Source organism: Microcoleus anatoxicus (assembly GCF_042465725.1).
Lineage (GTDB): Bacteria > Cyanobacteriota > Cyanobacteriia > Cyanobacteriales > Microcoleaceae > Microcoleus > Microcoleus anatoxicus.
In genome coordinates this window covers 6,258,987-6,278,550 of sequence record NZ_CP120853.1, presented here as the reverse complement: position 1 = coordinate 6,278,550, position 19,564 = coordinate 6,258,987, and the positions used below count along the sequence as shown (strand labels likewise).

Genomic DNA, 19,564 nt, shown 5'->3' with positions numbered 1-19,564 from the left:
ATCCCAAGCTTTCGGAATTAATGTATAGGTTGCGTAAGTCCTGTCTGATTTAAATACCTTTCAATCAGGACGATCGCCACAATATCATCCACTGGCCTCGGTGGCGTCCGCATCCCCAACGGAATCAACCGATTGAGTCCCGTCGGAGGGTACATTTGCCAGTAGCGTTCCTTTGCTTCTAAACTGCTGTACCTCTCGTCAATCTGAATAATTGCGATCGAAGGTGACAAACTCTGGGTTAATTTTTGTTTCCAACTCTTAGAAGTAGTTTGATCTCCCATCACCAATAACTCAATCGGAAACTGTTGACATAGAGATTGAATAGTCGAAATTGTACTCTCAGAAAGTACAACTTCATGGTAGGAAATATTTCTGTCTCTACCCATGACGGCTATACCACACTTATCTTTACCCGGATCGAAACCTAAAATCATAGTTATTGGTTATGGGTTATTTGTTATGGGTTATTTGTTCATGTAGGGGCGGGTTTCACCAACAATAATTGCCTAAAACCAATAATCTCATAAACCCGCCCCACCCAACGCTAAATCGTAATCTATCAAGATACAAGACGCGGTTTCAACCGCCGAGTCAATCGGCTTCATCTCCTGACAAAACTTCCTCTAAATCTCTAGCTGCGTGCAGAATTCGCACCACTTCAATATAGTCATCGAAAGACAAATAGAAAATCAGATAATTCTCAAAACCCCTAACTGACAACCTTCGCAAACCCTCTAAACGTGGATTTTGCACCGGATACAAGCGACCCATTCCCGACATTTGAGCCAATCTCGCAAATGTCTGACGTGCTGAATCAAAAAAACGCAACGCAGCATCAAGATTATTTTGAGCAATATAAGCAAAATTTTCGTCTAAATCTTGACTTGCTATTGGTGTAATGACAATACGTTTAGTCATGGCTGCTGTTGGTCAAGTTTCTGCACCAAATGGGCGCGTTTTTGCTCCCACCAATCATCCGTAATCTCTAGAGAATTGCCACTATCCAAACCAGCCAAGAGTAACGACTCAACCCGCGCGGCTTTTGCTTGTTCTTGACGAATTAGGTGCAAGATGTATTCCGCTGCATTACTGTAGCCTCCGATTGCTACTTGTTCGTTAATAAATTTTTGAATTGAATCGGGAAGAGGAAGATTGAGGGTCATATTTTTTATCCTTCCTGATGTTCGACCTTAGCATATTTCAATTATTATAAACCAGGTTTGAGGGATTTTCGTTTTTGTCAGGTGCGTCGCTGTGAGATTTTTGATGGAATTTGCAGATTTCAGATGGGGACGCACCTGACTGACTGTCTAACTCACAGATGCTAGCTGAAGTCATTGAAGTTTCTCCTAATTAATTATCTTCATAAAGAATAAATAATTAAGCAGGAGAGGCTCAAGAAACAGTTTACCGCAAATCATAGAGACTGGAAAATATTCATTATCAAACATGGTTCATGCTTTGGTACGGTCTTGCCAAGCTATTATGTCTATTTCGAGAATACAGAATGGCTTTTGCGTGCATAAAAATTTGCACTTACTTATACCCAAAAATGTGGAATGGCCGTCAATACCATTCCGATCATAATTTGTCATACCATTATGACCAAATATATTCTTTAGCTATAGCTGGCGATGAAAATGAATCTTATCTCAAGACACTAGGTCGTCCCCTTGATACAATAATAATAGCAGATTCTAACGGAAAAGTTATAGCAAATTCTCCTGTAGGGAAAATAAAAGTAGTCAAGCCAGAATCGCTCTCTTCAGATATCAAAACGCAGGTACAAGGTGATAGTCACAACATGGTAAGGATTAAAGTTGTTGATGTTGGTCGTTCCGGTAATCCTGAGTATGCTGAATATACCCCGGCACAGATTGAAGAGTTCCGCTCCACAATCGTCACAGTGCTTACAAGAAACTTGATGCATACTTCTGATGATTTTGTTGAGACAGTTTTAGGTGCTTCTCTTGGGTGTCATTACTGGCGCAAAGATTTAAGTTTTGTTGGTGCTGTTGAACAAGTTGTACAAGATATAGAAAGAACTATGGGAAGAGGATATTGACATGGGAAAAGCAAAACGCCGCAAGCAAACTCCTAATTATAGGAAGCCTACTTCTCAAAATAAACCAACAAGCGTAAAAGGGAACACTAAAATACATAATATAGATTTCCCAATAACACCGAGAAAAGCTTGTGAATTAAATCAAAGGCTTAGGGAAGAAGGATGGGGATTGTTCTACAAAGAATTCATGAGTCAAAATAATATGCTTACATCCCGGTACTATAAAACCGAGGTGATACTAAGTACGAGTTTTTGCGATAGCAAGTTTAGTGTTGAGGGACAAGACTTTTATGTTCCAATTGTCTGTTTTAATCCCCAAAGTAACATAGTTAAGGTACTGGGATTGAAACACGACGAAATTGTTCTTGTGTCTCGTTTTCAATACTTCGAGCATCTTCAAAGGAAGGCTATAAAACCACAATTTTTCGGTTGCGTAAAAATGTTAAGTAAGAATATTATATGGGAGTATGGATATGTAGGTTTTAATTGGCATTCTTTTGATTGGAACGAATCAGACGAAAACTCTTTGATTATAAATACTCTCAGAAATTCGGAGGACAATCAAGAAGAAAAAGTTAAAACTTTTACAGAAAGAGAAGAGTTAGGGATATCAGCAGATAGAGTACTAATTACAGTAAAGGTATATTACCCAGATGAACATGAAGGGCAAAAATGCCAAGAAGTTTTAGTTTATTTGCTAAAAAATGGGGGATTTGATGATTATATAGGTTATGACCATAGAATTACTACGATAATTAATGAAAATTTAGGTGATAATTGGTTGAAAATCAGTTGTACAGGTGGGTTATACTCCAGTTCTTACTGTAACCCAAAAAGTTGATCGCACTTATTATTTAACTTTCATGTCTCCGCCTCCCGGTGGTTGCTTTCCAGTCCGAAAAACAACCACTCCATTCTGAATAGCAACTAAATCTATCTTAAGCGGCCCAGCGATGTATGTAACATCTGCCGCGATCGCCTGAACCTCCAAAGGTTTATCGTATTGTTTGAGGCGATCGACAAAACTAGCCACTGTTTCAATCCGATTATCGGCAACTTGGACTCTACCGCCGACAACACCAATCAAACGAGCGCGAAATTGGCAAGCTTCAATTAATTGCTGCAACTGCTGTCTTACCTGTTCATCTTTTAAGACGACGGGATCGATAGAAACTCCTGCAATCACATCTCCAGCCCGGAATACAACTCGATTGATTTCGGCTTCGGCAAATACTTTGATGCGCTTTTCTTCCCGCAGGTAGTTAGCGCCGGCGACTATTCTGACTACATAATCTTGACCGTCTTTTATTTGATTAATGAGTTGTTCAATTTCGGCATTGGTAATTTGAACTATCTGCTCTTTTACCTTTGTATTTCCAGGCTGCATGAGTCCGACAGTGGTTTTATTTGCTTCTTGCAATAGTCGATCGATGGCGCGACTGGCTAAGGCGGGTTCGGCGATGCTAACAACTCCCGCAGCTAAAATTTGGCCGCGTCTGATGGCAACAGTCCCCTCGCGAATTGCCTGAAAGTCTCTTTCTAAAACTTGTACTTGCTGTTGCAATAAAGCTTGTTGCTGTTCCAGTTGTGTTTGTTGTTCTGCTAGGGTTTCTAAGAGAGCTTCTCTTTCGGCAATTACTTTGTCTCGCTCGACTATAGCTCGATCGCGATCGGCTAGATTTTGAACCCGCTGGGCAATTTCCTTGTCTCGTTGAGCAATTAGTTCGTTGCGCGATCCAATTTCCTGGTCCCGCTTGGCAATTTCTCCCTCTCGTTTGGCAATTTCTTTGTCCCGCTGGGCAATTTCTTTGTCCCGTTGGGTAATTTGAGTTTTTACTCGTTCTCGTTGTTCAATTAACTGTTGTCGTTCGGTTTGTAGTTGGGTGATTTCTGAGCCTAAAGCTGTTTTTTGAGTAGAAACTGTTTTCAATTGATTTTCAGTGCGATCGAGCTGAGCTTGTGTGCTGGCTTTGGCTACTTCCACAATCGTCAGTTGTTCTTCAGTGCGCAACTTAGCAGCTTCCATTGTCGCAAGCTGTTTTTCGGTTTGAGATTTAGCCGCTTCTACCTGACTCAGTTGCTCTTGAGTTTTAGACTTGGCAGCTTCGACATTATTGAGTTGGGCTCGCAGGGACTTTAATTTGGTTTGGGTCTCGGCTTGCTCGGCATTAGCCATTTGCAACGAACGATTAATCTCTTCTAAATTGGCCTTAGCTTGGGCTTGAGCAGCCCTAGCTTGGCTTAATTCAGTTTCAACTCGTTTTTTTTCTTCAGTGGCCAGATTGAGTTCTCTGCGGGCGTTATTGAGTCTTTTTTGAATTTCATCTATTCTAAAAACCCCTGTGCGAAGCGGCTTGCTGGTAGCAAACAAGATGCCAAGAGTTGTGGCTGACAGAATGCTACCAGCCATCACTGTCACCACAACAGCAGTATCGCGGGGGCGAAGTTTGAATAAACTTAATCTGGCCTTGCCGACTTTTGTCCCAAGGCGATCGCTGACAGTAGCGATCACACCCCCCAAAATTAAAATTACAAATACTAGGATGTATCCAGCAGTCATTCCGATTCCATAGCTTCTCTAAATCATCGAGCAAATATCTAGGGGTAGTGGATGGTGCGTGCGTACCCCTGACCGATGGGGGCAACCGGGCGTGGGATTGCCCCTATAAAAATTACACAAATCATTTAGGCTGGTTACGAATTTGGGATTTGGGATTGAATCCCAAATCCTATAGTCTCTCGGCGTCAAGTGAATTGCTGGCCTAAAGCCACCGGGTTATGGACTGTGATCTTTTTCTTGTGGATCGAGATCATTTTTTCTTGTCTGAGATCCCCCAGCAAGCGAGTCACCGTTACTCGCGTTGAGCCGATCGCCTCTGCGATCGCCTGATGAGACAACTTTAAATCAATCGTAATCCCTTCAGTACCGGGCATACCAAAATCCCGGCACAGAATCAGCAAAAAGCTGACCAATCTCGAACCCATATCTCGGTGGGCCAACGTTTCGATCATCATCTCAGTTTGCAAAATCCGAGAAGACAATCCCCGCAGCATCACCATCGATAGTTCTGGGTCTTCCTTGAGGGCTTTTTCCACTTGTTCGATCGGCAATGAGATCAATTCCACCGGCGTAAAAGCTACGGCGTGGTAAAACCTGTCAGAGCGGTGTCCTGTAATCAGAGACAGCACCCCAAATACGCTATTTTCGCGGAGAAGAGCAACAGTAATTTCTTCTCCTGCTTCATATACCCTGGAGAGCTTAACAGCACCTTTAATGAGAACGTAGACGCGCTCAGCCGGATCTCCAGGGAAAAAAATTGTCTTGCCCCGTTCAAAGGTTTCCACAATGGGTGGAAACGCCCCGCCGCTGATTTGGCGGAACACGGCTGCTAGCGGTCTATCATGGGTCACGACCTGATCCTTTATACTAATCAATGCTCTGTAACTTGAGGATTAACATTATTGAGTAAATATACTTCCCAAACTCCTGTATCCGGGGATTCAGTTACTTCCATCTAATGTTAAGGTAAACACACACTGTATGATTAAATCTAGCCCTTCTCTTAACTTTTTCAATTCCGCCCCCAAGTAGCTCCACAGCCAAATTAATCTTAATTGTGTCTCAGTTGTGTCTCAATTGTGTCTCAATCAGTGATATTTCAATCAGTTGTGTCTAAATAGGTGGCGTCGTTGAATCTAGCCAACGAGAACGGTGCAAGTTGCTTCTAGATAAACTACAGATGATAGATTTGACCGGAAAAAATGCTCTTGTTACGGGCATTGCCAACAATCGCTCGATCGCCTGGGGCATTGCTCAGCAACTCCACAAAGCAGGAGCCAATCTTGGCATAACTTATTTGAAGGACGAGAAAGGCAAGCACGAGCGCAAAGTCGCTGAACTCGTAGAACCCCTCAATCCCAGTCTGTATTTGCCCTGCAATGTCCAAAACGAAAGCGAAATTGAGTCTACTTTTGGGACGATCGCCGACAAGTGGGGCAAGTTAGATATTCTGGTTCACTGTTTGGCCTTTGCCGGCAAGGACGAACTATCGGGAGACTTCACCAACACTTCGCGCCAAGGCTTCTCTAATGCTTTGGATATTAGTGCTTACTCCCTAGTACGGCTTTGTGCGGCGGCTAAACCCCTGATGGCGGAAGGTGGCAGTATTATCACCTTGACTTATCTGGGCGGTGTCCGAGTAATTCCCAATTATAACGTGATGGGAATTGCTAAAGCAGCATTAGAAATGAATGTCCGCTATTTGGCGGCAGAACTCGGTCCGTTAAATATTCGGGTAAATGGAATTTCTTCTGGCCCAATTCGGACTTTGGCTTCGTCAGCAGTTGGCGGCATTCTGGACATGATCCACCACGTTGAGGAAGTCGCCCCCCTCCGGCGCACGGTGACTCAACAGGAAGTAGGAAATGCTGCGACTTTTCTATGCAGCAGTATGGCTAGCGGGATTACGGGTCAGATTTTGTATGTAGATGCCGGTTACGAAATCATGGGAATGTAATAGCTTGCAAACAGTTGACTGTTGACCCTTCGACTACGCTCAGGGAACGACTGTTAACTGTTGACTGTTAACTGCGCCGCCCTGTTAATCCCAAATTACTAATTAATTACTAATGAATGACAAATTGCAAAGTATGGAAACAATCGATCGCGCTTCTGTTCCTCCTGTAAATTCAGTTAGCCTGCTGAGGGCTGCTTCGGTGAAGCGCACGACACTGGAAACGGATGTCAATGTTAGCCTCAATCTCGATGGTTCGGGAACTTGTAAAGCGGCGACAGGAATTCCATTTTTAGATCATATGTTGGATCAGATTGCTTCCCACGGATTGATTGATTTGGATGTCCAGGCGATCGGGGATTTAGCCATTGACGATCATCACACGAACGAGGATGTAGGAATTACGTTAGGACAAACCTTGGCAAAAGCTGTCGGGGATCGATCGGGCATTTCTCGTTTCGGCCACTTCATCGCCCCGCTAGATGAAGCTTTAGTTGAGGTAGTCCTAGATTTTTCGGGAAGGCCTCACTTAAGTTACAATTTGCAGATTCCAAATCAACGGATTGGTACTTACGATACGGAGTTAGTGAAAGAGTTTTTTTCGGCGGTGGTGAACCACACTCAAATGACACTGCACATTCGACAGTTGCAGGGTGGAAATTCCCATCACATTGTGGAAGCGGCGTTTAAGGCGTTTGCGCGGGCTTTGCGGATGGCTGTGGCGATCGATCCACGGCGCGCGAGTCGGATTCCGAGTTCTAAAGGGGTTTTGTAGTTTGGGGTTTGCAGTTGCGCTTGTGGGCTGCTGCAAACCTGTCATATCATATCCTCTCTTCATCAACATTATCTCACTCTTCCCTTCCTCTGTACCCTCTGCGTTCTCTGTGGTCAAATCCTGATTATTCGTGAGTAGAGCCATCTGGCATAATTGCACCGGTGAATTTAGTATTTTCCAAGTTAACACCGCCTATTTTGGCATTTGTTAAGTTAGCGCCAGATAAGTCTGCATAACTTAAATCTGCTGCGCGGAGGTCTGCTGAAATTAGGTCAGCACCACCCAGTTCTGCACCACATAAATATGCTTGCCGCAAATCAGCTTCGGTTAAGTCTGCTGTGGTTAAATCAGCCTCAGATAATCTCGCATTGCTCAAGTTAACCAGCCTCAAATTAGCTCCGCCCAAATTTGTGTTATCAAGGTTTGCTCCCTGAAGTTTGGCCCCACTCAAATTCGCACCTCTCAAATCGGAATAATTCAGTTGTGTTGAACTCAAATTTGCTCCTTGCAAATCGGCTCCCATCAAGTTAACACTGCTCAATTCCCTACCAGTTAGATCGGCATTTGGTAGCGATACATAAGGAGCAATTAAGTAAACGCCCGCTTTCACAGGATCGAAATCAGTAGGAAATAAAGTTGCTTCATTGTAAATCGCTCCTTGAAGCTGAATACCCTTGAGATTTGCTCCATCAAGATTTGCTTCTAAAAGGTTAGTCTTGCTCAGATTTGCATTCGTCAAATCAGCATTTATCATGTCTACTTTCCTCAAGGATAGCCCGCTCAAGTTAGCTTGACCGAGGTTTGCACTGGTGAATTTTGTTTGTTGACTAAGTTTAGCTCCGCTGAGGTTTGCACCATTCAAATCAGCCTCACTGAAATTTGCATATTCTAGTTTAGCTGCTCTTAAACTTGCCTTCCTTAAATTGGCTTTTTCTAATTTAGCTGAGCATAAATCAGCCTGAGAAAGATTGGCATTGGCTAAGTTTGCTTGATTCAGATAAGCGCTGGATAAATTAGCCAGAGAAAGGTTGGCTTTGGCTAAGTTTGCTTGATTCAGCTTGGCTGAGCGTAAATCAGCATTAGAAAGGTTGGTATTAGATAAATTAGATTGATTGAGATTGGCTGAGCGTAAATCAGCCAGAGAAAGGTTGGCTTTGACTAAATTAGCATTACTCAAGTTAACACCATAATTTAGAGATTTACCGCTCAAATCAGCACCCGCTAAATTAATCCCCGTAAAATCCCTTTCTCCCTCAGTGTAACGCCGCAAAAACTCCTCAACACTAACCACAGGTTCCAGACATTCTTCAGACTCATCCTCCACATCCTCACAGCTATCCTCTAAAGCAATATCTTCAGCATCCACCGCCAATCCTTCCAAATAATCCGCTCGATCCAAGTAATCCGAACTCGCGACAAACCGCCTTTCTATCTCCTCCTCATCTAATACTTCGCTGCTGTCAAATCGCTCAATTAATTGCTTGACAATTTGGCAATCATTGGTGCGTATTCCCACTTCTTTCTCTGCACTTTGGTCGCTATTCGTCAGCAAATTATGACTCCCCAACAGCGCAAAACTGGAATCACAGACTAAAAAGTTTTCGTGAGTTCCCAATAAAACGAGAGAAAATTGATTTGGATATTCACCTTCTAATTCTTGCAAATCTGGTAAAGCATTGTAGCGCCATCCCTTGCCGATATTTTGCCGATCGCCCAGATAACCCCAACCAATATCGATCGAACATCCTCGGTTCAAGCAATCCCTAAATTTTTGCAGCAATTCATCATTAATGCTGTTACAATTGAGCCAAGGGCAAACAATAATCAGCCGCTCTTGTGCTACTGATAGCGCCTCCATCAACACAGCGCGACTGTGAGGGCGATCGAATACTAGCTGATACTGAAAATCTTTATTTTCAGCCTGAGTGTCAAGCTGAATCGGCGGCTCAGAAATAATTGATTTCTCCCCTATTTCTAAATTTAACCGCTGTTGAATTGTTGCAACTTGCTCCATCAAACTTTCTAGCTGTCGCGGTTCAGGGCGATCGTTAAATAGTTGCTCATGGGATTGTAACTGCTGCTTAAGTTTGGCGATATATCTTTTCAGAACAACTTGGTTTTCTTCAAGCTGCAATACTCTCGCACTTAAGGATGATAAATCTAATTCTTGCTGTGACATAATGCTACCCTAAAATTAACAACAAGTCAATAGTCATCGCAATAATTGCCTGTCTTGAACAGGCAAGATGCCTGTTCCACAATAATTATTGGAGATGTCTAATAGTCATAAAGGCGATCGCCCCAATCAAACATTACCAACTTCCGATATTTATAAGTTGTAATGCGATTTACTGTAGTAGATTTATAGGTCGTTTTAGAATTTGTTGAGCCACCCCATAATAATTAGGATTTTCTAACCCTTTTAATTCATGTTTGATATCTTCCCAATCCCCTAATTTACTTTTCCACATACCATTCTCTGTTTGTATTGCAGCGTGCTGTGTTTCACCATTATAGGTGTATATTGCTATCTTTTGAAATCCCGGTTCAATGTCACCATTATCGCAACATTCATATCCAATAGTTTGATAAGCCTTGACAAAAGCATCCAACGTTAACTCTCTTGGTACACCATCGGGCCAGTATCCATCTGGGTCTACCGGGTCCCATCTACAGTCCTCTTCGCCAGCCACGAAAGCAAAGCAATTATAATCAACTGTTTCTTCACTTGTTACTTCATATTCAGTATTCTCTAGATTAGGAAATCTCAAGATTTTACGATATTGCAGCCTACCATTCATAGCCGTGTTCTTTTCCCCATTGTATCCATGCTTGAGCCATTTGTTTCATTCGACCACGCTGTTCTGGTTTTACCGGATTATCACCAGTAATTGCTCTCAACGCCCAAAACCAATGATCTGGTTTTTGTTCGAGATCCCGAAAAATCAAGGGTACAATAGGTTGTCCCATGCCAATAATTCTCTGATAAGCTGGGTTCATTGACTTTTGTGTAACTAATGACAGCATCCTTGTCTGGTCGCGCCATTCTTCTACGAGGCTATTAAACTCCGCTTCGATTTCTACGTGACTTTTAATCGGGTATTTATAAGTTGTGATGCGATCGGGTAGTTTCATGTCAAGCCGTGGCTACTTCATAAATCTATATTACCCGATCTTGGTTCTGCGGGCGATCGCACTATCAAACCTTCGCAACCTCCACCAACTCAACAGCACTAACAGAACTTTCCTCTTCCCCTTCCTCCTCTTGAGCAACTGCAACGGTTAACTTCAATCCCAAAACCTTCAGCCAATTAGCCAAAGCATAAATAGTTGCCATTCCATTCTGTGACAGCAAACTATCTAATTTTTCCAGATGCAATTTAGCGTCATCTGCTGACATATTTGGTTCTCCAAGAGCCTCAAATACATCTCTGAACGCTTTTCGCATTATTCCTAATTCCAAATCGCCTGATTCTTCCTCAAATATCTCTGTAAGGTAGCCAGCAGAATATGCCGGATTTTTGAGATTTGAAATTTTATAGGGGTGATAAGGTAAACTCTTAGGCATTGTCATTGTCTTAACTCCTATAATCTGTCCAGTATTTTTGGGCCTTGCGGATATCTTGCTCTTGAGTGCTTTTATCCCCACCTATCAACAAAAGTACAATTGTTTCTTCTACTTGTCCAAAATAGACCCGATAGCCAGGGCCATAATTTATCCTCAACTCACAGACACCTTCTCCCACGGAACGATAATCTCCCAGATTGCCTTCCTGAACTCGATCGAGTCGCCCGTCAATCTTAAATTTTGCCTTGATATCGCGGAGGGAGTCAAGCCACTCCGAGAAAGGAACTTTGCCGTCTGGTGTCGTGTAACGCTGAATGTCCCTTGGTTGTACTTCCATAAATGCGATCGCAACTACTCGTAGATCATAATATGGGCGATCGCACCCAATCAAACCTTAGCAACCTCGACCAACTCAACAGCACTAACAGAATCTGACTCCTCCCCTTCATCCTCTTGAACAACCGCAACGGATAACTTCAATCCCAGAGTATTCAGCCAATTAGCCAAAGCATAAATAGTCGCCATTCCATTCTGTGACAGCAAACTATCTAATTTTTCCAAGTGTAATTTAGCCTCATCTGCTGACATATTTGGTTCTCCAAAAGCTTCAAATACATCTCGAAGCGCTTTTCGCATTATTCCCGTCTCTAAATCACCCTCTTCTTCCTCAAATATCTCTGTGAGATAAGCCACCGCAAATAAGGGATCTTTGAGAGATTTAATTTTCAAGGGATGGTAAGGTAAACTTTCATTAGACATTTTTTCGGCTCCTATATTCTGTCCAATATTGCTTGGCTTTGCTAATATCTTGCTCTTGAGTGCTTTTATCTCCGCCACACAGGAGAAGCACTATAGTTGTTTCTACTTGTCCAAAATAGACGCGGTAGCCCGGCCCAAAGTCAATTTTAAATTCCCAGACTCCCTCTCCGAGCGATCGAGCATTTCCCAGATTACCCTCGCTAACCCGCTCAAGCCTTTTCACAATCTTGGCTTTACCCTTAAAGTCTCGGAGAGATTCCAACCACTCCGAAAAAGGAATTTTGCCATCCGGTATCTTGTACTGCTGAATGTCCCTTGGTTGTACTTCCATAAGTGCGATCGCCACTACTCGTAGATCATCATAAAGGCGATCGCCCTATCAAACCTTACCAACCTCCACCAATTCAACAGCACTAACAGAATCTGACTCTTCCCCTTCATCCTCAGCAACAACCGCAACAGATAACTTCAATCCCAAAACATTCAGCCAATTAGCCAAAGCATAAATAGTTGCCATTCCATTCTGTGACAACAAAACATCTAATTTGTCAAGATGCAATTTAGCCTCTTCATCTGACATATTTGGTTCCCCAAGAGCTTCAAATACCTCTTTCAAAGCTGATGGGAAAATACCAATCTCCAAATCTCCCTCTTCTTGCTCATTCAAGAATAGTGTCAGGTAGCCCGCTGCATATACTGGATCTTTGAGCTGTTCAATTAGAAACGGATGGTAAGGTACACTTTTAACCATTGTCTTGACTCCTGTATTTAGTCCAATATTTCTTGGCTGTACGAATATCTTCGTCCTGAGTGCTTTTATCCCCTCCACACAGGAGAAGCACTATAGTTGTTTCTATTTGTCCAAAATAGACCCGGTAGCCTGGACCAAAATTAATTTTCAATTCCCAGACTCCTTCTCCCACTGGGCGGTAGTCTCCGAAATTACCTGTACTAACTCGCTTCAATCTGACATTAATCCTGAGTTTGGCTTGAGAATCCCGCAGAGCATAAAACCACTCATCGAAAGGAATATGACCGTCTGACTTGACGTAACGCTGAATTTCCTTTGGTTGTACTTCCATAAGTGCGATCGCAACTACTCACCAATCATAATATGGCCGATCCTCTCGGAGGGCTGCGCTAACGACCGAAATCAAACCTTACCAACCTCCACCAACTGAACATCACTAACAGAAATTTTCTCTTCCCCTTCATCTTCTTGAGCAACCGCAACAGATAACTTTAATCCCAGAGCATTCAGCCAATTAGCCAAACCATAAATTGTCGCCATGCCATTTTGTGACAACAAACTATCTAATTTTGCCAGGTGCAATGAGATCTCATTTGCTGACATATTTGGTTTTCCCAAAGCTTCAAATACATTGCTAAGTCCGAGTCTGAGCAAACCAGCTTCAGGCTCATCATCTTCCAAATGCGCTGTTAGATAAGCAGCAGCGTGTACTTTATCCTTGAGGGCTTCAATCAAATAATCCTGGTAGCTATCACTCGTTGGCATTTTTGAATTCTTCATATTCTTTCCAATACTCCTTAGCTTTACGAATATCTTGTTCTTGACTGCTTTTATCCCCACCACATAGCAGAAGCACTATGGTTGTTTCCACTTGTCCAAAATAGACTCGATATCCCGGCCCAAAGTCAATTTTCAATTCGTAGACTCCTTGGCCCACAGACTTGCTGTTTCCTAAATTCCCCAAACGAACTCGATCGAGCCTTTGCTCAATTTTAACTACTGCATTCAAATCTCGCAGGGAACTGAGCCACTCTGCGAAAGGATTTCTACCGTCTGGGGTAATATAACGCTGAATTTCCCTTGGTTGTACTTCCATAAATGCGATCGCAACTACTCGTAAATCATCATACGGGCGATCGCCCAAAATCAAACATTAGCAACCTCCACCAACTCAACAGCACTAACAGCACTTGACTCTTCCCCTTCATCCTCAGCAACCGCAACAGATAACTTCAATCCCAAAACCTTCAGCCAATTAGCCAAAGCATAAATAGTCACAATCCCGGATTGCGGCAACAAAACATCTAATTTTTCCAGATACAATTTCGCATCCTCCGCAGACATAATTGGTTCTCCAAGAGCTTCAAATACATCTCTCAGAACTTGTCGCATTATTCCCATCTCTAAATCGCCTTCTTCCTCTTCATCAAAAATCAGTGACAGGTAAGCAGCAGAATAGTTGGGATCTTTAAGATTGGAAATTTTAGAGTCATGATAGCTATCACTGGTCGGCACTTTCGCGTATTTCATAATCTTTCCAGTATTCCTTAGCTCTAACAATGTCTTGGTCTTGAGTGCTTTTATCCCCAGCACACAGAATAAGCACAATAGTGACTCCTGCTTGTCCAAAGTAGACTCGGTAGCCAGGCCCATAGTCAATTTTTAACTCGTAGACTCCTTCGCCAACTGAGCGACAGTCCCCTAAATTGCCATTTCTAACCCGCAGAAGCCTCTTATCAATTCTAATTTTAGCGTTAACATCTCGCAGGGCAGCCAACCATTCCGCAAAAGGAACTGTGCCGTTTGGTTTGATATAACGTCGAATTTCCCTCGGCTGTACTTCCATAACCTTTAGTCTTGGACGGATCAAGAACATAATTATGTCATTCTGAGGGAACCGAAGAATCTTAGATCCTAACAACAGCCTAGAGGCTGCGTCCAGGAGTAACCTTGATTCTAGCGACGATCGCCCTCGAATATTACAGCCACCCGATCGCCCCTTGACTTAATGCGCTACAATTATTAAGAAATCTTTAGTTAAATCCGTTTAACGTCCCAGACGCATTATGAGTCTTCCCATTCGCAACGTTGCTATCATTGCTCACGTCGATCACGGCAAAACCACCCTTGTGGACGCTCTTCTCAGACAGTCCGGGGTCTTCCGCGAAGGGGAAGAAGTCCCAGATTGCGTCATGGACTCCAATGATATCGAGCGCGAGCGCGGCATTACTATCCTTTCCAAAAATACCGCTGTCCGATACAAAGAAACCCTGATCAACATCGTCGATACCCCCGGACACGCGGACTTCGGCGGCGAAGTCGAACGAGTTCTCGGCATGGTAGACGGTTGTTTGCTGATCGTAGACGCCAACGAAGGCCCGATGCCGCAAACCCGCTTCGTGCTCAAAAAAGCCCTGGAAAAGGGCTTGCGCCCGATCGTCTTTGTGAATAAAATCGATCGCGATCGAGCAGACCCCCACAAAGCCGTCGATAAAGTCTTGGATCTATTCCTCGAACTAGGTGCTGACGACGATCAGTGCGAATTTCCCTATCTCTTCGGTTCCGGCCTAAGCGGTTACGCCAAAAAACACCTCGAAGACGAAGGCGTAGATATGAAGCCCCTCTTTGAAGAAATCCTCGACCACGTACCACCCCCCGTAGGCGACGCCGAAAAGCCACTGCAACTGCAAGTAACCACCTTAGATTACTCAGAATACGTCGGTCGTATCGTCATCGGCCGCATCCACAACGGCACGATTAGAGTCGGTCAACAAGCCGTCTTGATCACCGAAAGCGGCGCCCTTGTCAAATCCAAAATCAGTAAATTGATGGGCTTTGAAGGCCTGAAGCGGATTGATATCGCAGAATCTTCTGCTGGTAATCTCGTCGCCGTGGCTGGTTTTGCTGATGCCTATATTGGCGAGACAATTACCTGTCCCAACGACCCGCAAGCGCTACCTTTAATTAAGGTAGACGAACCGACTTTGCAGATGACTTTCTCGGTGAACGACTCGCCATTCTGCGGTCAAGAAGGTACTTTGGTAACATCGCGACAAGTGCGCGATCGACTAATGCGAGAACTCCAAACCAACGTCGCCTTGCGCGTCGAAGAAACCGACTCCCCCGACAAATTCCTAGTATCCGGCCGTGGCGAACTCCACCTCGGAATCCTGATCGAAAATATGCGTCGCGAAGGATACGAATTCCAAGTATCCCAGCCGCAAGTAATCTTCCGCGAAGTCGGCGGTCGTCCCTGCGAACCCTTTGAATGTTTGGTGTTAGACGTACCCGAAGAAGCAGTCGGCGGCTGCATCGAACGCCTCGGTCAGCGGAAAGCAGAAATGCAAGATATGCACGTCAGCAGCACCGGCCGCACCCAAATCGAATTTTCAGTCCCCGCCCGCGGTTTGATTGGATTCCGAGGCGAGTTTATGCGCTTGACTCGCGGCGCTGGAATTATGAACCACAGCTTCCTCGACTATCGCCCCCTCGGTGGAGAAATTGTCGCCCGTCGCAACGGCGTATTGATTTCCTTTGAAGAAGGAACTGCAACTACTTATTCACTGAAAAATGCTGAAGACCGCGGCGTATTTTTCATTACCCCCGGAACCAAGGTTTACAGAGGGATGATTATCGGAGAAAACAACCGAGATGACGACATGGAGCTGAATATTTGCAAGTCGAAGCAGTTGACAAACCACCGCGCATCTGGCGGTGAAGAATTGGCACAATTGCAAGCACCAGTCGATATGAGTTTGGAGCGTGCTTTGGAGTACATTGGCCAGGATGAATTGGTGGAAGTAACACCGAAATCAATTCGCTTGCGGAAGGTGTCTAAGAAGTTGGTGAAACGGTAACAGGACTTAGGCATTATGCTTTAACGACAGAGGACGCAGAGAACGCAGAGAGATATAGCAATCCTAAATCATTTGTGAATTTCTTACTCCCTCCCCTTACTAAGGGGAGGGTTGGGGTGGGGTAAAAAACTTTGCGACTCATTAAGGATTGCTATATAGCGGTCGCCAAGGCGCTTTGTTTCTTGCTCCCTGAGCGGAGTCGAAGGGAGCAAGAAACAAAGCACGTTAATGGCCTTGGCGGTTGCTATATATATGGGAGAATATTCAAATCTTCCCACCCTAAACGACTTGCACTTCTTTTTCCCCAGCTACAGGTTGTTGATATACTGTTTGAGATTCATTAGCCAAAAACTCAGCTAATTGAGCTTCAATTTCATCTCGCACAATCTGACGGTATTCCAGAAAATGCTCGTTGTGAGCACACACAGTCAAGTAATGATCCCAAACCGCAGGATTGCGCTTGAGAATGCTGAACAAATGATGCCAGAATTTCCAGCGAGTGTTACGCTTGACTCCTTGTCGCCAAACCACTGTTAGCAGCGCCCGCAAATCGATCAAACTCGGAATTCGAGCGGGTATCTTGGCTGTGGGTGCGCCTAACATTAAGAAATGCCGATAAGTTCGGTCTAAATATTTCTGGGGATCGTATACATCAGAAAATGCTTGGACATACTCCCTCGCAATATCTTCTAAGGGCCGCGTGGGAATGAAGTTCATTAAAGTAGTCTGGTTGAGATTACCAGATTTGTCGCGCAGTCGCCCTTCTTTGGCGAGTCTGTGGGACAATGCAGTGTGGGGCAAAGCTTGCAGCATTCCAAAGGTTGTACTGGGAATGGCTGCTGCTTCGGCAAAGTCTACAATCCGCTGACCGGCACCGGGTTTTTCGCCGTCAAATCCGATGATGAATCCGGCCATTACTCGCAAACCTGTTTTTGCAATCAACTCTACGGATTCTATCAGGGAATTTCGGGTATTTTGGAATTTTTTGGTCATTTGCAGGCTTTCTTCATCGGGAGTTTCAATCCCTAGAAATACTGCATTGAAATTGCAAGCTACCATCATCTCCATCAATTCTTGGTCTTGGGCTAAATCGATGGAGGCTTCTGTGTTGAAAGTAAAGGGGAATTTGTGTTCTTCTTGCCAGATTTTTAAGTCTTTTAGCAATAGCTTGACGCTGCGTTTGTTGCCGATAAAGTTGTCGTCTACCATGAACACGCCGCGCCGCCAGCCTAGGTTGTAAAGGCTGTCTAATTCTGCGATTAGTTGTTGGGGGTTTTTGGTGCGGGGTTTGCGCCCGTAGAGGACGATGATGTCGCAGAATTCGCACTGGAATGGACAGCCTCTGGAAAATTGAATTGACATGGAGTCGTAGGCGTCTAATTCCAGTAAGTCGAAGCGGGGAACTGGGGTTGTGGTAACATCGGGTTTGATGCCGTCCGATCGATAAATGCCACTTGTTTCGCCTCTGTTTACCGCTGCTACGAACATTGGTAGGGTGATTTCGCCTTCGTCGAGAATCAGATAATCTATGCCGGCTGCTTGAGGTTCTTCGGGTACGGAGGTGGGGTAGGGGCCGCCGCAAGCAACGGATTTACCGCGCCGTTTGGCTTCGCGAATGATGTCTAGCAAGTCTTCTTTTTGGACTATCATGGCTGAGAGAATGACGAGTTCTGCCCACTCCCATTCTGCTTCTGTGATTTGTCTGATGTTGCGATCGACTAACTTAAATTCCCATTCTTGTGGTAGGATAGCTGCTACTGTTACCAAACCCAGCGGTGGTAGTAGCACTTTGCGATCGACTAATTCTAGAATTTTCTCGTAGGACCAAAATGTTTTGGGAAACAGGGGATAAACCAGTAAAACTCGCATCGTATGTTAAACCTCACATTAGTATCAGACTTGCGATCGCCCTGGCGAATTGAGAGTGCGATCGACCCTGAAGATATCATGTTAGTTGTAAAATCGAGATTTTGCACCTCGATCGCAGATAATTTCAGGGCGATCGGTCCCTAAGTATCTCTAAATAACAGACAAATCAGCCAGATTTTTAGCTTTAATTTCCTGTTAACGCCTGTAAATGCTGACATCTTATCTTACATCGAAACCAAATACCCATGTCAGATTTTCGCTATCAACTATCAATTATCAACTGTCAACTGTCAACTGTCAACTGTCAACTGTCAACTGTCAACTGTCAACTTTTAATATCTTTCCCCGGAATCCCGCTAGTCCTTAACATATCGGCAATCGTACCGCAATAACTCGGCAATCCAATAGTTTCGGGATTGACAAAATTTTGATAAGTAAAATGGCGATAGCTAATACAAAATCTATCCCAAGCAGCTAATTGAATTCGGAACAGCCAAATAAAGAAATTCGCCAGCCCTAGTGACAGAGTAATCCTAAAAAATATCTTTTTATTCAAATAAGCACAAGCTTGTTCTACTGCTTGATTAGCTGTAATCGGAGCATTTCCTAGCACAAAATGTCGCGGTTCATCAGAAGCCGCCGGATGTTCGACTAAATAATTAACTACTGTGGCAATATCAGCCCCGTGGATGAAGTGAAAACTGCCATCTGCCTTCAACCAACGAATCAAACCAATCCATTTTGCTACTTGTGGAATACCTGACGAAAGGTGAGAAACAGGTTTATGGGCATCTCCGCCCAAGACTAATGTGGGGTAAAGTGCTGTAATCGGAGGCACATTTTGTAACTCAGACAATTGAGTCATACACTCATATTTCGAGCGAATATAATCAGTACCTAATTCCCCTGCTTCCTTGAGCAAATTATTATCATTGCCGAGAATGCTTGCAGTTGAAAAGTAAATTATTTGTTGACAAGTTTGTGGCGAAAGTAACTGAATCAGGCGGAGGGTTTTGTTGACATTCACATCAAAAACTTCTTGAGTTCCCCCCCAAGCAGTCGCAGCTAAAATCGCCACATCTATTGTTTGGAGAAGTTCGGCATATTGCTCGATATCTCGCATATCGCCTTGCAATATGTTGATTCCGGGGCGGGCGTTACAGTCAAATTTTAACTTGTCGGGGTTCCGAACTAATAAGTAAAGTTCGTGGTTTGTGTCTTGAATCAAAGTTTCGGTCATGTAGTGACCAATACAGCCACTTGCACCCGTTATGAAAATTTTTTTGGCGTTCATTTGCAGAAGGGGAAGGGGAGAGGGCAAGGGGGAGAATTGGGTTTTGGATTTATTCCTAGTTTCCTCGTTACCAGGCTAGAGCCTGGTAACGCAGATCCGGAGGCTCTGCCTC

At 44.0% G+C, this 19,564-nt stretch carries 26 protein-coding genes; 6 read left to right on the top strand and 20 right to left on the bottom strand.

Going from position 1 to position 19,564, the window contains the following annotated elements; translation table 11 throughout:
* Positions 1-17: 17 nt before the first annotated feature.
* From P2A85_RS27325 to P2A85_RS27315, 3 genes are all read right to left on the bottom strand, one after another.
* Complete coding sequence (locus P2A85_RS27325; RefSeq protein ID WP_377476605.1) at positions 18-434, bottom strand: pre-16S rRNA-processing nuclease YqgF; 417 nt, start codon at positions 432-434, stop codon at positions 18-20.
* A 157-nt stretch (positions 435-591) separates the two neighbouring features.
* Positions 592-918, bottom strand: coding sequence for a type II toxin-antitoxin system RelE/ParE family toxin (locus tag P2A85_RS27320; RefSeq protein WP_377476603.1), 327 nt, complete (start codon positions 916-918; stop codon positions 592-594).
* A complete protein-coding gene (locus P2A85_RS27315) occupies positions 915-1,163 on the bottom strand; it encodes a type II toxin-antitoxin system ParD family antitoxin (protein WP_377476601.1) in 249 nt (82 codons plus the stop codon). Before P2A85_RS27315 ends, P2A85_RS27320 begins: the two co-directional genes overlap by 4 nt.
* Positions 1,164-1,507: 344 nt before the next feature.
* Here P2A85_RS27315 and P2A85_RS27310 point away from each other — a divergent pair, with 344 nt between their 5' ends.
* Together P2A85_RS27310 and P2A85_RS27305 are read left to right on the top strand one after the other, a co-directional pair.
* On the top strand, positions 1,508-2,065 hold the full coding sequence (locus tag P2A85_RS27310; protein ID WP_377476600.1) for a hypothetical protein: 558 nt from the start codon (positions 1,508-1,510) through the stop codon (positions 2,063-2,065).
* Position 2,066: 1 nt separating this feature from the next.
* Positions 2,067-2,906: a hypothetical protein gene (locus tag P2A85_RS27305; RefSeq protein WP_377476598.1), complete on the top strand. Its 840-nt coding sequence runs from the start codon at positions 2,067-2,069 to the stop codon at positions 2,904-2,906.
* A gap of 9 nt (positions 2,907-2,915) precedes the next feature.
* On the opposite strand, the gene P2A85_RS27300 is transcribed toward P2A85_RS27305, so the two are convergent.
* Positions 2,916-4,625: a DUF3084 domain-containing protein gene (locus P2A85_RS27300; protein WP_377476597.1), complete on the bottom strand. Its 1,710-nt coding sequence runs from the start codon at positions 4,623-4,625 to the stop codon at positions 2,916-2,918.
* 185 nt (positions 4,626-4,810) lie between these two features.
* Positions 4,811-5,476 carry a global nitrogen regulator NtcA gene (gene ntcA / locus P2A85_RS27295; protein ID WP_341739601.1) on the bottom strand — a complete coding sequence of 222 codons (666 nt, stop codon included), beginning with the start codon at positions 5,474-5,476 and terminating at the stop codon, positions 4,811-4,813.
* 329 nt (positions 5,477-5,805) lie between these two features.
* Between ntcA and fabI the strand changes: the two genes are divergently transcribed.
* Both fabI and hisB read left to right on the top strand, forming a co-directional pair.
* Positions 5,806-6,582: an enoyl-ACP reductase FabI gene (gene fabI, locus P2A85_RS27290; protein ID WP_377476595.1), complete on the top strand. Its 777-nt coding sequence runs from the start codon at positions 5,806-5,808 to the stop codon at positions 6,580-6,582.
* 133 nt (positions 6,583-6,715) lie between these two features.
* On the top strand, positions 6,716-7,354 hold the full coding sequence (gene hisB / locus P2A85_RS27285; protein WP_377481757.1) for an imidazoleglycerol-phosphate dehydratase HisB: 639 nt from the start codon (positions 6,716-6,718) through the stop codon (positions 7,352-7,354).
* Between the two features lie 124 nt (positions 7,355-7,478).
* Here the strand turns inward: hisB and P2A85_RS27280 are convergent, their stop codons facing one another.
* The 13 genes from P2A85_RS27280 to P2A85_RS27220 form a co-directional block, all read right to left on the bottom strand.
* Complete coding sequence (locus tag P2A85_RS27280; RefSeq protein ID WP_377476594.1) at positions 7,479-9,533, bottom strand: pentapeptide repeat-containing protein; 2,055 nt, start codon at positions 9,531-9,533, stop codon at positions 7,479-7,481.
* 169 nt (positions 9,534-9,702) lie between these two features.
* The gene (locus P2A85_RS27275; protein WP_377476592.1) at positions 9,703-10,155 is read right to left on the bottom strand and encodes a hypothetical protein; all 453 of its coding nucleotides are present in this window, start codon (positions 10,153-10,155) and stop codon (positions 9,703-9,705) included.
* A complete protein-coding gene (locus P2A85_RS27270; protein WP_377476590.1) occupies positions 10,145-10,489 on the bottom strand; it encodes a hypothetical protein in 345 nt (114 codons plus the stop codon). Before P2A85_RS27270 ends, P2A85_RS27275 begins: the two co-directional genes overlap by 11 nt.
* A gap of 64 nt (positions 10,490-10,553) precedes the next feature.
* The gene (locus tag P2A85_RS27265) at positions 10,554-10,928 is read right to left on the bottom strand and encodes a DNA-binding protein (RefSeq protein WP_377476588.1); all 375 of its coding nucleotides are present in this window, start codon (positions 10,926-10,928) and stop codon (positions 10,554-10,556) included.
* Between the two features lie 4 nt (positions 10,929-10,932).
* A complete protein-coding gene (locus P2A85_RS27260) occupies positions 10,933-11,259 on the bottom strand; it encodes a type II toxin-antitoxin system RelE/ParE family toxin (RefSeq protein WP_377476587.1) in 327 nt (108 codons plus the stop codon).
* 50 nt (positions 11,260-11,309) lie between these two features.
* Positions 11,310-11,681 carry a DNA-binding protein gene (locus P2A85_RS27255; protein WP_377476585.1) on the bottom strand — a complete coding sequence of 124 codons (372 nt, stop codon included), beginning with the start codon at positions 11,679-11,681 and terminating at the stop codon, positions 11,310-11,312.
* The gene (locus P2A85_RS27250) at positions 11,674-12,012 is read right to left on the bottom strand and encodes a type II toxin-antitoxin system RelE/ParE family toxin (RefSeq protein ID WP_377476584.1); all 339 of its coding nucleotides are present in this window, start codon (positions 12,010-12,012) and stop codon (positions 11,674-11,676) included. The genes P2A85_RS27255 and P2A85_RS27250 overlap by 8 nt, the downstream gene beginning before the upstream one ends.
* A gap of 48 nt (positions 12,013-12,060) precedes the next feature.
* Positions 12,061-12,432: a DNA-binding protein gene (locus P2A85_RS27245; protein WP_377476582.1), complete on the bottom strand. Its 372-nt coding sequence runs from the start codon at positions 12,430-12,432 to the stop codon at positions 12,061-12,063.
* Positions 12,425-12,763 (bottom strand): type II toxin-antitoxin system RelE/ParE family toxin, encoded by a 339-nt coding sequence (locus P2A85_RS27240; protein ID WP_377476580.1) that lies wholly within the window; start codon positions 12,761-12,763, stop codon positions 12,425-12,427. The genes P2A85_RS27245 and P2A85_RS27240 overlap by 8 nt, the downstream gene beginning before the upstream one ends.
* A gap of 71 nt (positions 12,764-12,834) precedes the next feature.
* Positions 12,835-13,197 carry a DNA-binding protein gene (locus tag P2A85_RS27235; protein ID WP_377476579.1) on the bottom strand — a complete coding sequence of 121 codons (363 nt, stop codon included), beginning with the start codon at positions 13,195-13,197 and terminating at the stop codon, positions 12,835-12,837.
* Positions 13,184-13,528, bottom strand: a complete 345-nt coding sequence (locus P2A85_RS27230; RefSeq protein ID WP_377481754.1) for a type II toxin-antitoxin system RelE/ParE family toxin — start codon at positions 13,526-13,528, stop codon at positions 13,184-13,186. Before P2A85_RS27230 ends, P2A85_RS27235 begins: the two co-directional genes overlap by 14 nt.
* A 50-nt stretch (positions 13,529-13,578) precedes the next feature.
* On the bottom strand, positions 13,579-13,962 hold the full coding sequence (locus tag P2A85_RS27225; RefSeq protein WP_377476577.1) for a DNA-binding protein: 384 nt from the start codon (positions 13,960-13,962) through the stop codon (positions 13,579-13,581).
* Entirely contained in the window at positions 13,934-14,278 is a 345-nt protein-coding gene (locus P2A85_RS27220) for a type II toxin-antitoxin system RelE/ParE family toxin (protein ID WP_371124747.1), read from the bottom strand. Before P2A85_RS27220 ends, P2A85_RS27225 begins: the two co-directional genes overlap by 29 nt.
* A gap of 220 nt (positions 14,279-14,498) precedes the next feature.
* On the opposite strand from P2A85_RS27220, the gene typA reads away from it, so the two are divergent.
* The gene (typA, locus tag P2A85_RS27215) at positions 14,499-16,289 is read left to right on the top strand and encodes a translational GTPase TypA (RefSeq protein WP_377476576.1); all 1,791 of its coding nucleotides are present in this window, start codon (positions 14,499-14,501) and stop codon (positions 16,287-16,289) included.
* Positions 16,290-16,568: 279 nt separating this feature from the next.
* Here the strand turns inward: typA and P2A85_RS27210 are convergent, their stop codons facing one another.
* Entirely contained in the window at positions 16,569-18,158 is a 1,590-nt protein-coding gene (locus tag P2A85_RS27210) for a B12-binding domain-containing radical SAM protein (protein WP_377476574.1), read from the bottom strand.
* A 3-nt stretch (positions 18,159-18,161) separates the two neighbouring features.
* Here P2A85_RS27210 and P2A85_RS27205 point away from each other — a divergent pair, with 3 nt between their 5' ends.
* Positions 18,162-18,302, top strand: a complete 141-nt coding sequence (locus P2A85_RS27205; RefSeq protein WP_340521709.1) for a hypothetical protein — start codon at positions 18,162-18,164, stop codon at positions 18,300-18,302.
* 181 nt (positions 18,303-18,483) lie between these two features.
* Here P2A85_RS27205 and P2A85_RS27200 read toward each other — a convergent pair whose 3' ends face one another.
* Complete coding sequence (locus P2A85_RS27200; protein WP_377476572.1) at positions 18,484-19,452, bottom strand: NAD-dependent epimerase/dehydratase family protein; 969 nt, start codon at positions 19,450-19,452, stop codon at positions 18,484-18,486.
* Positions 19,453-19,564 lie beyond the last annotated feature (112 nt).

What these genes read in the sequence shown, in the direction of transcription:
- P2A85_RS27325 (WP_377476605.1), bottom strand. Translation starts at nt 434, where the DNA reads ATGATTTTAGGTTTCGATCCGGGTAAAGATAAGTGTGGTATAGCCGTC.
- P2A85_RS27320 (WP_377476603.1), bottom strand. Translation starts at nt 918, where the DNA reads ATGACTAAACGTATTGTCATTACACCAATAGCAAGTCAAGATTTAGAC.
- P2A85_RS27315 (WP_377476601.1), bottom strand. Translation starts at nt 1,163, where the DNA reads ATGACCCTCAATCTTCCTCTTCCCGATTCAATTCAAAAATTTATTAAC.
- P2A85_RS27310 (WP_377476600.1), top strand. Translation starts at nt 1,508, where the DNA reads ATGGCTTTTGCGTGCATAAAAATTTGCACTTACTTATACCCAAAAATG.
- P2A85_RS27305 (WP_377476598.1), top strand. Translation starts at nt 2,067, where the DNA reads ATGGGAAAAGCAAAACGCCGCAAGCAAACTCCTAATTATAGGAAGCCT.
- P2A85_RS27300 (WP_377476597.1), bottom strand. Translation starts at nt 4,625, where the DNA reads ATGACTGCTGGATACATCCTAGTATTTGTAATTTTAATTTTGGGGGGT.
- fabI (WP_377476595.1), top strand. Translation starts at nt 5,806, where the DNA reads ATGATAGATTTGACCGGAAAAAATGCTCTTGTTACGGGCATTGCCAAC.
- hisB (WP_377481757.1), top strand. Translation starts at nt 6,716, where the DNA reads ATGGAAACAATCGATCGCGCTTCTGTTCCTCCTGTAAATTCAGTTAGC.
- P2A85_RS27280 (WP_377476594.1), bottom strand. Translation starts at nt 9,533, where the DNA reads ATGTCACAGCAAGAATTAGATTTATCATCCTTAAGTGCGAGAGTATTG.
- P2A85_RS27275 (WP_377476592.1), bottom strand. Translation starts at nt 10,155, where the DNA reads ATGAATGGTAGGCTGCAATATCGTAAAATCTTGAGATTTCCTAATCTA.
- P2A85_RS27270 (WP_377476590.1), bottom strand. Translation starts at nt 10,489, where the DNA reads ATGAAACTACCCGATCGCATCACAACTTATAAATACCCGATTAAAAGT.
- P2A85_RS27265 (WP_377476588.1), bottom strand. Translation starts at nt 10,928, where the DNA reads ATGACAATGCCTAAGAGTTTACCTTATCACCCCTATAAAATTTCAAAT.
- P2A85_RS27260 (WP_377476587.1), bottom strand. Translation starts at nt 11,259, where the DNA reads ATGGAAGTACAACCAAGGGACATTCAGCGTTACACGACACCAGACGGC.
- P2A85_RS27255 (WP_377476585.1), bottom strand. Translation starts at nt 11,681, where the DNA reads ATGTCTAATGAAAGTTTACCTTACCATCCCTTGAAAATTAAATCTCTC.
- P2A85_RS27250 (WP_377476584.1), bottom strand. Translation starts at nt 12,012, where the DNA reads ATGGAAGTACAACCAAGGGACATTCAGCAGTACAAGATACCGGATGGC.
- P2A85_RS27245 (WP_377476582.1), bottom strand. Translation starts at nt 12,432, where the DNA reads ATGGTTAAAAGTGTACCTTACCATCCGTTTCTAATTGAACAGCTCAAA.
- P2A85_RS27240 (WP_377476580.1), bottom strand. Translation starts at nt 12,763, where the DNA reads ATGGAAGTACAACCAAAGGAAATTCAGCGTTACGTCAAGTCAGACGGT.
- P2A85_RS27235 (WP_377476579.1), bottom strand. Translation starts at nt 13,197, where the DNA reads ATGCCAACGAGTGATAGCTACCAGGATTATTTGATTGAAGCCCTCAAG.
- P2A85_RS27230 (WP_377481754.1), bottom strand. Translation starts at nt 13,528, where the DNA reads ATGGAAGTACAACCAAGGGAAATTCAGCGTTATATTACCCCAGACGGT.
- P2A85_RS27225 (WP_377476577.1), bottom strand. Translation starts at nt 13,962, where the DNA reads ATGAAATACGCGAAAGTGCCGACCAGTGATAGCTATCATGACTCTAAA.
- P2A85_RS27220 (WP_371124747.1), bottom strand. Translation starts at nt 14,278, where the DNA reads ATGGAAGTACAGCCGAGGGAAATTCGACGTTATATCAAACCAAACGGC.
- typA (WP_377476576.1), top strand. Translation starts at nt 14,499, where the DNA reads ATGAGTCTTCCCATTCGCAACGTTGCTATCATTGCTCACGTCGATCAC.
- P2A85_RS27210 (WP_377476574.1), bottom strand. Translation starts at nt 18,158, where the DNA reads ATGCGAGTTTTACTGGTTTATCCCCTGTTTCCCAAAACATTTTGGTCC.
- P2A85_RS27205 (WP_340521709.1), top strand. Translation starts at nt 18,162, where the DNA reads ATGTTAAACCTCACATTAGTATCAGACTTGCGATCGCCCTGGCGAATT.
- P2A85_RS27200 (WP_377476572.1), bottom strand. Translation starts at nt 19,452, where the DNA reads ATGAACGCCAAAAAAATTTTCATAACGGGTGCAAGTGGCTGTATTGGT.